Genomic DNA, 12542 nt, shown 5'->3' on the forward strand with positions numbered 1-12542 from the left:
GGTTAGCTGTTCACCCGGCCGAGGTAGTCGCCCGAGCGGGTGTCGACCTTGATCTTCTCACCGGTCGTGATGAAGAGCGGGACCTGGATCTCGTAGCCGGTCTCCAGCGTGGCGGGCTTGGTGCCGCCGGTGGAGCGGTCGCCCTGGACGCCCGGCTCGGTCTCCTTGATGACCAGCTCGACGGCGGCCGGCAGCTCGACGTAGAGCACCTCGCCCTCGTGCTGCGCGACAACGGCCTCGAAGCCCTCCAGGAGGAAGTTCGCGGCGTCGCCGACGGCCTTGCGGTCGACGTGGATCTGGTCGTAGGTGTCCATGTCCATGAAGACGAAGTAGTCGCCGTCCATGTACGAGAACTGCATCCCGCGCTTGTCGACGGTGGCCGTCTCGACCTTCACGCCGGCGTTGAAGGTCTTGTCCACCACCTTGCCGGACAGCACGTTCTTGAGCTTGGTGCGGACGAAGGCCGGGCCCTTGCCGGGCTTGACGTGCTGGAACTCGACGACGGACCAGAGCTGGCCGCCTTCGAGCTTGAGCACCATGCCGTTCTTGAGGTCGTTCGTGGATGCCACGGTTGCGGAATCTCCTGGACTGCGGGTGGTGGGACCCGGGAGCAGCACCCAGTGAGCCGCTGCGGCTCACAGTGCGAGCAGCTCCTTGGTCGTGATCGTGAGTAGCTCGGGCCCGCCGTCCGCCTCGGGGCGGACGACGAGTGTGTCGTCGATCCGGACACCCCCACGGCCCGGGATGTGAACCCCCGGCTCGACGGTGACCGGCACGCAAGCGTCCAGTTTACCCATGGCGGCCGGGGACAACTGAGGGTCCTCGTCGATTTCGAGTCCCACGCCGTGCCCGGTCCACGGCCCGAGCCGCTCGGCGTAGCCCGCGGCGTCCAGTACGTGCCGGGTCACCCGGTCCACCTCGCGGCACTCCACCCCCGGCGCGAGTGCCTCGCGTCCGGCCCGCTGGGCTGCGAAAACGAGATCGTACAGCTCGATCTGCCAGTCCGAGGGCGAGGTGCCGATGACGAAGGTCCGGCCGATCTCGCAGCGGTAGCCGCGGTAGTTCGCGCCCAGGCCGACGCTGAGGAAGTCACCCTCCTCGACGCGCCGGTCGGTGGGCAGATGCCGGGCGCGGCCGGAGTTCGGGCCGGTCGCCACGGATGTGGCGAAGGCCGGGCCGTCCGCGCCGTGGTCGACCAGGCGGCGCTCCAGCTCGAGCGCGAGATGCCGTTCGGTGCGGCCGACCAGGATCGATTCGAGCAGCTCGCCCAGCGCCTGGTCGGCGATCTCGGCGGCGATCCGCAGACAGGCGATCTCATCGTCGTCCTTGACCAGCCGCTGGGCCTCGACCGCGCACGCCATGTCGGTCAGCCGCAGCCGGGGCGCGACCTGGGAGAGCGCCCGGTGCCGGGAGACGGTGAGGTGGTGCTCCTCGACGGCCAGGGTGTCCGCGCCGGCCGTCGCCGCCAGATCGGCGCCGGCCACGACCGGGTCGCCGTCGCGGGTGGGCAGCACCGACACCCGCACGTCGTCGACCGGACGCCCCTCGGACGGGTCGCCGCTGAGCGGTCTGCCGCACAGCAGCACATCATCGCCCGGGCCCAGCAGCAGGGCGGCGCCGGGCGGCGCGCAGCCGGTGAGGTAGCGGACGTTCGCGGGGCGCGAGATCAGTGCGGCGGCACTTCCGGTTGCGACGCAGCGGTCGCGCAGCCGCGTGCGTCGGGCCGCGTACAACTCGGACATATCACGAGCGTACGGCGACTCCCCCGAGGCGGCCGGTCGAGCGCGGCCGCCCGGGGGAGCCGCCCGCTCACCAGCTCGGCGGGCTGGCGATGGAGCGGGCGACGACGTCGCCCAGCATGCGGGCCGTCGTGGCGACATCGTGCTGGGAGTTGTCGATGATCGGCAGCCCGGAGCCGTACCAGCCGGCCATCCGGCCGTGGATCCTGGCGACCTCCTCGTCGGACAGACGGCGGTTGCCGGAGCGCCGGGCGTTGCGCTCCAGGACTATCTCCAGGCCGGGCAGCAGCACGATCGGCAGCAGCCCGGGGCCCACGTGCCGCTTCCAGCCTCCGAGGCCGACGACCGGCCGGTCGGGGAAGACGGCGTCGTCGAGGATGCAGGAGATGCCGTTGGCGAGGAAGTTGCGGGCCGCGAAGCCGCATGTGCGGCGGGCGAGCCGGTACTGCGCCTCGGAGTGGTCGTTCCAGCCGGACTGCGGGTCGGCGAAGCCCGAGCGGACCCATTCGCGGACGTCGTCGAGGCTGATGTGCGCGGTCGGCACCCGGCGGGTGTCGGCCCAGTGGCGCGCGACGCTGGTCTTGCCGGCTCCGGCCGGGCCGATGAGCAGCACCGCGACGGCTGCCTGGCTGGCGTCCGGCGCGGCGGCGTCGGTGGGCGGGCTGGGCAGCGGCACCGGGGCGCCCGGAGGCAGCGGGACATGGCCCGTGAGGTCGGTGGTGCTGTGGCCGGTGGGCGGGGCCTGCTGGGGCGCGGGCCCGTGCCAGCCCTGCTGCGGGGCGGGCTGCTGGGCGGGCGGGGGCGGGGCCGCGGGGGCCGGCGGTGCGGTGGGTGGTGCGGGCCGTCCGGGGTCGGGCGTCCAGTGCATGGCGGCCCCGGGTCCTGATGCCTGCCCGTGGGGCGGCAGCGGAGCCCCCACTGCGTACTGCATCCGGTGGCTCTCCGTCTCGTGCGGTCGACGTGGTGCGGTGCTCCCCCGGCTGACGCCGGGTGGGGTGCCCTCGGCGGTGACCGAGGGGGCCCCGGGCGGCCGGGCCGGTGCCCGGTGCGGTGCGGCGGTTCCACCGGCCCCAGGGGCCGTCGTGCCCACGGCCGCCGGCAGGGGTGGTACCGCTGCGAACGGTACCCTCCCGGCCGCGGCCGGGAAGGCTCCTACCCCCGGCGCGCGCCAAGTGAACGGCCGGGGGCGGGGCCGAAGTGCCCTTGGTGGTACGTCAGTTGCCGAGTTCCTCGGCCAGCGCACGGAGCGCGAGGCGGTAGGAGCCGATGCCGAAGCCGGCGACCGTACCGCTGGCGACGGCCGCGATGACCGAATTGTGGCGGAACTCCTCGCGCGCGTACGGGTTCGAGATGTGCACCTCGATGAGCGGGGCGGTGCGCTGGGCGGCCGCGTCCCGCATCCCGTACGAGTAGTGCGTGAAGGCGCCGGGGTTGATGACGACCGGAATCGATCCGTCGGCGGCCTCGTGCAGCCAGCGGATCATCTCGCCCTCGTCGTTGGTCTCCCGGACCTCGGCCTCGAAACCCAGCTCCTTGCCGAGCCGGGTGCACTCCTCGACGAGTCCGGCGTAGGAGGTGGCGCCGTAGACGTCGGGCTCACGGGAGCCCAGGCGGCCGAGGTTGGGGCCGTTGAGGACGAGTACCCGCCGCACCTTGCCGGTCATGCCGCGATCTCCGCGTGCGCGGCGAGCAGCATGGCCGGGTCCGGGCCTTCCAAAACGGTCGGCTTGGCGAGGCCGTCCAGGACGATGAAGCGCAGCCGGTCACCGCGGGACTTCTTGTCGACCTTCATCGTCTCCAGCAGCTTGGGCCACTGGTCACCGCGGTAGGTCAGCGGCAGTCCGACGGAGGCGAGGACGGTGCGGTGCCGGTCGGCGGTGGCGTCGTCCAGGCGGCCGGCGATCCGGCCGAGTTCGGCGGCGAAGACCATGCCGACGGAGACCGCGGCGCCGTGCCGCCAGTTGTAGCGCTCATTCTTCTCGATGGCGTGGGCCAGGGTGTGGCCGTAGTTGAGGATCTCGCGCAGGCCCGACTCCTTGAGGTCGGCGGAGACCACCTCGGCCTTGACCCGGATGGCGCGCTCGATCAGCTCGGCGGTGTGCGCACCGTCCGGGCGCTTGGCGGCCTCGGGGTCGGACTCGATCAGATCGAGGATCGCCGGGTCGGCGATGAAACCGGCCTTGATGACCTCGGCCAGGCCGGAGACGTAGTCGTGCACCGGCAGCGAGTCGAGCGCGGCGAGGTCGCACAGGACACCGGCCGGCGGGTGGAAGGCCCCGACGAGGTTCTTGCCCTCGGCGGTGTTGATGCCGGTCTTGCCGCCTACCGCGGCGTCGACCATGCCCAGGACGGTGGTGGGGACGGCGATCCAGCGCACCCCGCGCAGCCAGGTCGCGGCGACGAAACCGGCCAGGTCGGTGGTGGCGCCGCCGCCGACGCCGACGATCACATCGCTGCGGGTGAAGCCGGACTGCCCGAGCGCCTTCCAGCAGTACGCCGCGACCTCGGCGGTCTTGGACTCCTCGGCGTTCGGCAGCTGGATGGCGATCGCCTCGTAGCCCTGGGAGGCCAGGTCCTCGCGCAGCGCCTCGCCGGTGGCGGCCAGCGCCTCCGGGTGCAGTACCGCGACGCGCTTGACGCCGTCGCCGATCAGGCCCGGGAGCTCGCCGAGCAGCTGCCGCCCGACGAGCACCTCGTACGGGTCGGTGCCCGCCGTACCGCCGACCTGGATACGGGTGGCCTGCTCCGTCATGCCTGTTCCTCCCTGTGGCCCGCCGGCGGGGCGTCTCCCGCGGCCGGCCGTAGCTCCAATGCGTCCAGGATCGCCTCGGCGACCTGGCCGGGGGTGCGCTCCTCCGTGCCGATCACGGCGCGCGCGACCTCGGTGTACAGCGGGCGGCGCCGCTCCATCAGCTCACGCCACTGCTTGCGCGGGTTGACCGCCAGCAGCGGGCGGGGGGCGTCCAGGCCCACCCGCTTGACGGCGTCGGCGAGTTGGACGTCGAGGAAGATCACCGGCAGGCCGGTCAGCAGCTTGCGGGTGCCCTCGTCCAGGATCGCGCCGCCGCCGAGCGAGAGCACGCCCGGGTGCTCGTCGAGCGCGACGCGTACCGCCTCGCGCTCCAGCTCACGGAAGCGCGGTTCGCCCTCGTCGAAGAAGATCTCGGCGATCGGCCGGCCGGCGGTGGCGACGACGTCGGCGTCGGTGTCCCGATAGCCGACGCCCAGCCGCTCGGCGAGCAGCGCGCCCACCGTGGACTTACCGGCACCGGGCGGGCCGACCAGCACGACGACCGGGGACGTCATTTGATCGCCAGGTTGTCGAGGAAGCCGCGCACGTTGCGGCGGGTCTCGGCCACGCTGTCGCCGCCGAACTTCTCCACGACGGCGTCGGCCAGGACGAGGGCGACCATGGCCTCGGCGACGATGCCCGCGGCCGGGACGGCGCAGACGTCCGAGCGCTGGTGGTGCGCCTTGGCCGCCTCACCGGTGGAGACGTCCACGGTGGCCAGGGCGCGCGGGACGGTGGCGATCGGCTTCATCGCGGCGCGCACCCGCAGCAGCTCGCCGGTCGTCAGACCGCCCTCGGTGCCACCGGAGCGGCCCGTGCTGCGCTTGATCCCGCCCTCGGTGGCCACGATCTCGTCGTGCGCCTTCGAGCCCGGCACCCGCGCCAGGTCGAAGCCGTCGCCGACCTCGACGCCCTTGATCGCCTGAATGCCCATCAGGGCGGCGGCCAGCCGGGCGTCCAGTCGCCGGTCCCAGTGGACGTGCGAGCCGAGGCCCACCGGCACGCCGTACGCCAGCACCTCGACCACACCGCCCAGGGTGTCGCCGTCCTTGTGCGCCTGGTCGATCTCCGCGACCATCGCCTTCGACGCGTCCGCGTCCAGGCAGCGCACCGGGTCCGCGTCCAGCTTCGCCACGTCGGAGGGCTTGGGGTACACACCGTACGGGGCCTTGGCCGCGGCCAGCTCGACCACGTGCGAGACGATCTCGATCCCGGCCGTCTCCTTCAGGAACGAGCGGGCCACCGCGCCGAGCGCCACCCGGGCGGCGGTCTCGCGGGCCGAGGCGCGCTCCAGGATCGGGCGGGCCTCGTCGAAGCCGTACTTCTGCATGCCGGCGAGGTCGGCGTGTCCGGGGCGGGGGCGGGTCAGCGGGGCGTTGCGCGCCAGCGCCGCCAGCTCGTCCGCGTCCACCGGATCGGCCGCCATCACCTGCTCCCACTTGGGCCACTCGGTGTTGCCGACCATGACGGCCACCGGCGAGCCCAGCGACAGGCCGTGCCGCACCCCGCCCAGGAACGTGATCTCGTCCTGCTCGAACTTCATCCGGGCACCGCGGCCGTAGCCCAGCCGGCGCCGCGCCAGCGCGTCCGCCACCAACTCCGTGGTGATCGGGACCCCGGCCGGAAGGCCCTCCAGCGTCGCCACGAGTGCGGGGCCGTGCGACTCCCCCGCCGTCAGCCAGCGCAACCTGCTCAACGGTGCTCCTCATGTACTGCTCGTCCGCGTACGGTCTTCCCCTGATCCTCCCACGTCGCGCGCGAGGGGCGGCGCCCAGTCCAGAGAACGGACCGGGCGCCGCAGGTGCCGGGAGCCGGCCGGCGGATCAGCGGGCGGCCAGGGCCGCCTCACCCGCCTGGCGCATCGCGGCCAGCGGCGCCGGAGAGCGGCCGGTCATCTGCTCCACCTGGAGCACGGCCTGGTGGACCAGCAGGTCGAGCCCGCCGACCACCGCACCACCGCGGTCGGCCCAGGCGGTGGCCAGGGCCGTCGGCCAGGGCTCGTAGAGGACGTCGAAGAGCGTGCCGGGCCGGTCGGGGACGGCCGCGGCGAGCGCGTCGGTGGTGCCCGCCGGGGTGGTGGCGATGGTCAGCGGGGCCGCGAAGGCCTCGGCCGCCTCCGCCCACGGGGCGGTCCGGACCGTGACACCTAGCCGCTCGCCCCAGCCGCGCATCTCCTCGGCGCGGGCGTCGCTGCGCACGTACGCGGTGACCTCGCCGGTGCAGATCCGGGACAGCGCGGCGAGCGCCGAGGAGGCGGTGGCTCCGGCGCCCAGGACGGCGGCCCGCTCGACCTGCCGCACCCCGCGCTCGCGCAGCGCGGCGAGCATGCCCGGGATGTCGGTGTTGTCGCCCAGGCGGCGCCCGTCGGGCGTGCACACGACGGTGTTCACCGCCTCGACGGAGGCCGCGGTGGCGGTGATCTCGTCGAGCAGCGGGATCACCGCGCGCTTGAGCGGCATGGTCAGGGAGAGCCCCGCCCATTCGGGGCCGAGTGTCCCGACGAATCCGGGCAGTGCCGCCTCGTCGACCTCGAAACGGTCGTACGTCCAGTCCGCCAGGCCCAGTTCCGCGTAGGCGGCACGGTGCAGCACCGGGGAGAGGGAGTGGGCGATCGGGGAGCCGAGTACCGCAGCACGACGTGTGGGGCTCATTGCTTGGCTTTCTCGCGTTCCTTTTCGTAGATGCGGCGGTTTCGCTCGTGCTCTTCGTTCGTCTCGGCGAACAGCGTCTTTTCGGGGTTGATCGAGACGAAGTAGTACCAGTTGCCCTTGGCCGGGCTGATGGCGGACTTGAGCGCGACCTCGCCCGGGTTGCCGATCGGCCCCGGCGGCAGACCCTTGAACTTGTAGGTGTTGTACGGGTCGTTGAAGTTCCGCAGGTTGTCGACGGAACCGGTGTCCAGGGTGCTCTGGGACCTCGCGTAGTTCACCGTCGAGTCGAAGTCGAGCAGACCGTAGGTCTCGGTGTTGTCCGGCTCGAGGCGGTTGTAGACGACGCGCGCGACCTTGAGGAAGTCGTGCTTGTACTTGCCCTCGGCCTGCGTGAGGCTGGCGACCGTGAGCAGCTGCATCGGCGAGTCCAGCTGGAGCTTGCGCGCGCTGCCCGCGAGGTCCAGCCTCTCGTAGACCTGATTGGCCCGCGCCACCATCTGCTTCAGGACCGCCGACGGCTTCGCGTTCTCCCCCACGCTGTAGGTGGACGGGTAGAGGAAGCCCTCGAGCGGGTCCTTTATCTTGGCCGAGTCGTTGGCCCACGAGGGCAGGCCAAGGTTCTTGACCTCGCTCTTGGCGACGTCCTTGGTCGTGCCCGCCTTGAGTTTGAGCTTCTTGTCGATGAGTTTGTAGACCTCGCCCGCCCGCAGCCCCTCGCGGATCGTGAGGCCGTTGCGGCTCTTGGGGTCCAGCATCAGCTCGACGGCCGAGGCGGCCGACATCTGCTTGCGGAGGGTGTACGTGCCCGGCTGCAGAGTCTTGTTACCGGCCGCCTCGCTGAAGGCGGCCGCGCTCTTGACCACGCCGTTCTTCGTGAGGATCTGCCCCATCTCCGAGATCGGCGAACCGTCCGGGATGTCGACCTGGATCTCGCCCGAGCCCTCGCCCTCGTAGTCCGGGGCCGGGCCGAAGTGGCTCATGAAGAAGTCGTAGCCGAAGTAGCCGACGGCGCCCACCGCGCCGGCGAAGACCAGGGTGACGACCAGGCAGGCGGTGCCGCTGCGGCGTTTGTTCTTCTTGTTCTTCTTGCCGCGGCGCTCACGGCCGGAGCGCCCCTCGCGCGGCTCGTCGTCGTAGTCGTCCCGGTCGTCGCGGTCGTCCCCGTACGGGCCGTCCGCGCCGTCGGCGAAGAACGGGTGCTCGGGCTCCGGTTCGCGCGGCGGCTCCGGCTCCGCCCGCCAGTCGTCGGCGGCGGCGTCCTCGTAGGGGGCCGCCGCCGGCTGGTCGTACTGCTGAGGGGGGTAGTGCTGCTGGTGGTGTGCCGGCGCCTGCTGCGGATGCTGCTGGTAGGCGTCCTGGTGGCCGTAGGGGCTCTGGCCGGCACCGGCGTACGGGTCGGCCGGCGGGTGCTGCCCGTAGGGGTCGTACGGCAGTTGCCCCGTCTGGGAGCCGTCCCAGCCCCCGTCGTAGGGCTGTTGTGGGTGCTGCTGCTGGGGGCCCGTGTACTGCTGCGGGGCGGGCTGCTGCCCGCCCCACTGAGGCTGCTGCGCCTGGCCTCCGTAGGAACCCTGGTCTCCGTAGAGCGGGTCCTCGGGATGCCACGGTTCGGAGCCGTAGCCCCGGCCATACTCGGTCATCGATCCCCTAGAGCCGAGAGGCGGTGCGCTCCGGTCCGGCAGCGCGCTTGCTGTATCGATCCGCCTCTACTTGCACGTGCGGCTGTTCGAACCACCGCCACATCGCGCGGCACGTTACCGTATCGCGATCAGATGACCACTTCGACGCTCTCGCCCGGAGGCTCCCCGGAGACCCGCTCGGTCTCCAGCGCGCTCTGCAGGATGACCACCGCGGCCGCCTGGTCGACCACCGAGCGGCCCTTCTTGCTGCGCACTCCGGAGGCCCGCAGGCCCTGGGTCGCGGTGACCGTCGACATCCGCTCGTCGACCAGCCGGACCCCTACGGGTGCGATGTTCCTCGCCAGCTCCTGGGCGAAGGCCCGGACCTTGGCCGCGGCTGGCCCCTCTCCCCCACTGAGGGAGCGGGGCAGGCCGACCACGACTTCGAGCGGCTCGTACTCCTCGACGATCGCCTTGAGCCGACGGTGCGCCGAGGGGACGTCCCGTCCCGGCACGGTCTCGACGGGAGTGGCGAGGACCCCGTCGGGGTCGCACGAGGCGACCCCGATGCGGGCGTCCCCGACATCCACTGCGAGGCGCCGGCCGCGTCGCATCTCACTCACGCGCGTCAGGCCGCCTCGGCCACGAGGCGCTCGACGGCCTCGATGGCCTCGGGCACCGCGGCGGCGTTCTGGCCGCCGCCCTGGGCGACGTCCGGCTTGCCGCCGCCACCGCCACCGAGCGTCTTGGCGGCCGTACGGACCAGGTCACCGGCCTTGATGCCGCGCTCACGGGCGGCCTCGTTGGTGGCGACGACGGTCACCGGACGGCCGTTGGCGACCGTGAACAGCGCCACGACGACGGCGCGGTCGCCCTGGATCCGGCCGCGGACGTCCAGCACGAGCTTGCGCAGGTCGTCGGCGGAGGTGCCGTCCGGGACCTGGGCGGCGGCCAGCGCCACCCCGCGGACGTCCTTGGCGCCCTCGGCCAGCCCCGCGGCGGCCTGCAGCACCTTCTCGGCGCGGAACTTCTCGATCTCCTTCTCGGCGTCCTTGAGCTTGGCCAGGACACCGGAGATCTTCTCCGGCAGCTCCTCCGGGCGTCCCTTGACCAGCTCGGTGAGCTGGGAGACGACGGTGTGCTCACGGGCCAGGAACCGGTAGGCGTCCACGCCGACCAGGGCCTCGACGCGGCGTACGCCGGAGCCGATGGAGGACTCGCCCAGCAGCTTCACCAGACCCAGCTGGGCGGTGTTGTGGACGTGCGTGCCGCCGCACAGCTCCTTGGAGAAGTCGCCGATGGTGACCACGCGGACCCGGTCGCCGTACTTCTCGCCGAACTCGGCGATGGCGCCCTGCTTCTTGGCGTCCTCCATGCTCATGACCTCGGCGTGCACGTCGAGCTCACGGGCCAGTACGTCGTTGATCTTCTGCTCGACGTCCGTGAGGACCGAGCCGGGCACCGCGGTGGGCGAGCCGAAGTCGAAGCGGAAGCGGCCCGGGGAGTTCTCCGAGCCGGCCTGGGCGGCCGTCGGGCCCAGGGCGTCGCGCAGCGCCTGGTGGGTGAGGTGGGTGGCGCTGTGGGCGCGGGCGATGGCGCGGCGGCGGGTGACGTCGATGGCGGCGTACGCGGACGCGCCGAGCACCACCTCGCCGACCTGGACGGCGCCCTTGTGGACGGTGACGCCGGGCACCGGCTGCTGGACGTCGCGGACCTCGACGACGGCGCCGGAGTCCAGCTTGATCCGGCCGGTGTCGGCGAGCTGACCGCCGCCCTCGGCGTAGAACGGGGTGCGGTCCAGGACGACCTCGACCTCGTCGCCTTCGTGGGCGGCGGGGGCCGGGGCACCGTTGACCAGCAGGCCGACGACGGTGGACTCGCCCTCGGTGGCGCTGTAGCCGGTGAACTCCGTGGAGCCGGACTTGTCGGCGACCTCACGGTAGGCGGACAGGTCGGCGTGGCCGTGCTTCTTGGCCTGGGCGTCGGCCTTGGCGCGCTCCCGCTGCTCCTTCATCAGGCGGCGGAAGCCGTCCTCGTCCACCGAGAGGCCCTGCTCGGCGGCCATCTCGAGGGTGAGGTCGATCGGGAAGCCCCAGGTGTCGTGGAGCAGGAAGGCCTTGTCGCCGGCGAGGACCGTGCCGCCGGCGGCCTTGGTGTCCGTGACGGCGGTGTCGAGGATGTTGGTGCCGGCCTTGAGCGTCTTGACGAAGGCGGCCTCCTCGGCGAGGGCGACCGTCTCGATGCGGCGGCGGTCCTCGATCAGCTCCGGGTACTGCTGGCCCATGGTCGTGATGACGACGTCCAGCAGCTCGCCGACGACCAGGTCCTTGGCGCCCAGCAGGCGCATGTTGCGGATGGCGCGGCGCATGATGCGGCGCAGGACGTAGCCGCGGCCCTCGTTGCCGGGCGTGACGCCGTCGCCGATGAGCATCGTGGACGTGCGCAGGTGGTCGGCGACCACGCGCAGCGAGACGTCGGAGTCGTGCGAGTGGCCGTAGCGGACGCCGGTGAGCTCGGTGGCCTTGTCGATGACGACGCGCAGGGTGTCCGTCTCGTACATGTTGGGGACGTCCTGCAGGATCATCGCCAGGCGCTCGAGGCCGAGACCGGTGTCGATGTTCTTGCTGGGCAGCTCGCCGAGGATCTCGAAGTCCTCCTTGCCGGTGCCCGCGCCGCGCTCGTACTGCATGAAGACCAGGTTCCAGATCTCCACGTACCGCTCGTCGTTGACGGCCGGGCCGCCCTCGACGCCGAACTCGGGACCGCGGTCGTAGTTGATCTCGGAGCACGGGCCGCAGGGGCCCGGGACGCCCATGGACCAGTAGTTCTCCTTCTTGCCCAGCCGCTGGATGCGCTCCTTGGGCACGCCGACGACCTCGTGCCAGATGCGCTCGGCCTCGTCGTCGTCGAGGTAGACGGTGATCCACAGGCGCTCGGGGTCGAGGCCGTAGCCGCCGTCGGCCTGCGAGCTGGTCAGCAGCTCCCAGGCGTACTTGATGGCGCCTTCCTTGAAGTAGTCGCCGAAGGAGAAGTTGCCGCACATCTGGAAGAACGTGCCGTGCCGGGTGGTCTTGCCGACCTCTTCGATGTCCGGCGTGCGGACGCACTTCTGGACGCTGGTGGCGCGCGGGGCGGGCGGCTTGACCTCGCCGAGGAAGTACGGCTTGAAGGGGACCATGCCCGCGTTGACGAGCAGCAGCGTCGGGTCGTCCGCGATGAGCGACGCCGACGGCACGACGGTGTGCCCGCGCTCCTCGAAGAAGCGCAGCCAGCGGCGGCGGATTTCAGCCGACTCCATCAGTGGTCCTCTTTTCCAGTCGGTCCGGTCAGACCGTTCGGTCCGGTTGCTTTGGTGGTTCTGTGGTGCGGTTCGAGCACCGCGCGGCGCGGTGCGGGCAGCTCGCGCACCTCGGCCGGCTCGCTCAGGCCGAGGGCGTCGTGCAACTGCTCTTCACGGTCCGCCATTCCGGTCCGTACGTCCAATGCAAATTGGCGCAACCGGTTTCCGGTCTCGACGGCCTTCTCCGCCGCCTGGGCGGCAAGGCTGTCGGGCTGCAGCTTGCGCAGCTTTTGGTGGACCTTGTTCGTGGCCCACACCCCGGCGGCGGCGCCGGTGGTGAACCAGAATGCGCGGCGGAACATCGCTGTGATCAGTCCTTGGAGCGACGGTTGCGGGGGGCGGGGGGGGGGGGGGGGGGGGGGGGGGGGGGGGGGGGGGGGGGGGGGGGGGGGGGGGGAGTGGCGT

The 12542-nt window shown here is 72.0% G+C and carries 12 protein-coding genes; all 12 read right to left on the reverse strand.

What is annotated here, in order from left to right:
• Positions 1 to 2: 2 nt before the first annotated feature.
• The 12 genes from efp to AC0680_RS08500 all read right to left on the reverse strand — a co-directional run bounded on the left by efp (position 3) and on the right by AC0680_RS08500 (position 12439).
• On the reverse strand, positions 3 to 569 hold the full coding sequence (gene efp / locus AC0680_RS08445; RefSeq protein ID WP_393487940.1) for an elongation factor P: 567 nt from the start codon (positions 567 to 569) through the stop codon (positions 3 to 5).
• A gap of 66 nt (positions 570 to 635) precedes the next feature.
• Positions 636 to 1742, reverse strand: coding sequence for an aminopeptidase P family protein (locus AC0680_RS08450; protein ID WP_478626020.1), 1107 nt, complete (start codon positions 1740 to 1742; stop codon positions 636 to 638).
• A gap of 67 nt (positions 1743 to 1809) precedes the next feature.
• Positions 1810 to 2670 carry a Pro-rich N-terminal domain-containing protein gene (locus AC0680_RS08455; RefSeq protein ID WP_478626022.1) on the reverse strand — a complete coding sequence of 287 codons (861 nt, stop codon included), beginning with the start codon at positions 2668 to 2670 and terminating at the stop codon, positions 1810 to 1812.
• Positions 2671 to 2953: 283 nt separating this feature from the next.
• On the reverse strand, positions 2954 to 3403 hold the full coding sequence (aroQ, locus tag AC0680_RS08460; protein WP_478626024.1) for a type II 3-dehydroquinate dehydratase: 450 nt from the start codon (positions 3401 to 3403) through the stop codon (positions 2954 to 2956).
• A complete protein-coding gene (gene aroB, locus AC0680_RS08465) occupies positions 3400 to 4491 on the reverse strand; it encodes a 3-dehydroquinate synthase (protein WP_478626026.1) in 1092 nt (363 codons plus the stop codon). The genes aroQ and aroB overlap by 4 nt, the downstream gene beginning before the upstream one ends.
• On the reverse strand, positions 4488 to 5045 hold the full coding sequence (locus tag AC0680_RS08470) for a shikimate kinase (RefSeq protein ID WP_478626028.1): 558 nt from the start codon (positions 5043 to 5045) through the stop codon (positions 4488 to 4490). The genes aroB and AC0680_RS08470 overlap by 4 nt, the downstream gene beginning before the upstream one ends.
• The gene (gene aroC / locus AC0680_RS08475; RefSeq protein ID WP_478626030.1) at positions 5042 to 6226 is read right to left on the reverse strand and encodes a chorismate synthase; all 1185 of its coding nucleotides are present in this window, start codon (positions 6224 to 6226) and stop codon (positions 5042 to 5044) included. Before aroC ends, AC0680_RS08470 begins: the two co-directional genes overlap by 4 nt.
• Before the next feature lie 127 nt (positions 6227 to 6353).
• Positions 6354 to 7181 carry a shikimate dehydrogenase gene (locus tag AC0680_RS08480; protein ID WP_478626032.1) on the reverse strand — a complete coding sequence of 276 codons (828 nt, stop codon included), beginning with the start codon at positions 7179 to 7181 and terminating at the stop codon, positions 6354 to 6356.
• Positions 7178 to 8818, reverse strand: a complete 1641-nt coding sequence (gene mltG / locus AC0680_RS08485; RefSeq protein WP_478626034.1) for an endolytic transglycosylase MltG — start codon at positions 8816 to 8818, stop codon at positions 7178 to 7180. The genes AC0680_RS08480 and mltG overlap by 4 nt, the downstream gene beginning before the upstream one ends.
• 128 nt (positions 8819 to 8946) lie before the next feature.
• Positions 8947 to 9411, reverse strand: coding sequence for a Holliday junction resolvase RuvX (ruvX, locus tag AC0680_RS08490; RefSeq protein ID WP_478626231.1), 465 nt, complete (start codon positions 9409 to 9411; stop codon positions 8947 to 8949).
• Between the two features lie 14 nt (positions 9412 to 9425).
• Positions 9426 to 12095, reverse strand: coding sequence for an alanine--tRNA ligase (alaS, locus tag AC0680_RS08495; RefSeq protein ID WP_478626036.1), 2670 nt, complete (start codon positions 12093 to 12095; stop codon positions 9426 to 9428).
• Entirely contained in the window at positions 12095 to 12439 is a 345-nt protein-coding gene (locus AC0680_RS08500) for a DUF6167 family protein (protein WP_384429054.1), read from the reverse strand. Before AC0680_RS08500 ends, alaS begins: the two co-directional genes overlap by 1 nt.
• Positions 12440 to 12542: the final 103 nt, after the last annotated feature.

The sequence above is a fragment of the Streptomyces sp. NPDC043738 genome (assembly GCF_056436545.1).

Excerpts from the sequence above, each read along its gene's own strand:
- mltG (WP_478626034.1), bottom strand. The coding sequence starts at position 8,818 with ATGACCGAGTATGGCCGGGGCTACGGCTCCGAACCGTGGCATCCCGAG.
- aroQ (WP_478626024.1), bottom strand. The coding sequence starts at position 3,403 with ATGACCGGCAAGGTGCGGCGGGTACTCGTCCTCAACGGCCCCAACCTC.
- alaS (WP_478626036.1), bottom strand. The coding sequence starts at position 12,095 with ATGGAGTCGGCTGAAATCCGCCGCCGCTGGCTGCGCTTCTTCGAGGAG.
- AC0680_RS08455 (WP_478626022.1), bottom strand. The coding sequence starts at position 2,670 with ATGCAGTACGCAGTGGGGGCTCCGCTGCCGCCCCACGGGCAGGCATCA.
- AC0680_RS08500 (WP_384429054.1), bottom strand. The coding sequence starts at position 12,439 with ATGTTCCGCCGCGCATTCTGGTTCACCACCGGCGCCGCCGCCGGGGTG.
- AC0680_RS08480 (WP_478626032.1), bottom strand. The coding sequence starts at position 7,181 with ATGAGCCCCACACGTCGTGCTGCGGTACTCGGCTCCCCGATCGCCCAC.
- ruvX (WP_478626231.1), bottom strand. The coding sequence starts at position 9,411 with ATGCGACGCGGCCGGCGCCTCGCAGTGGATGTCGGGGACGCCCGCATC.
- aroB (WP_478626026.1), bottom strand. The coding sequence starts at position 4,491 with ATGACGGAGCAGGCCACCCGTATCCAGGTCGGCGGTACGGCGGGCACC.
- AC0680_RS08450 (WP_478626020.1), bottom strand. The coding sequence starts at position 1,742 with ATGTCCGAGTTGTACGCGGCCCGACGCACGCGGCTGCGCGACCGCTGC.
- AC0680_RS08470 (WP_478626028.1), bottom strand. The coding sequence starts at position 5,045 with ATGACGTCCCCGGTCGTCGTGCTGGTCGGCCCGCCCGGTGCCGGTAAG.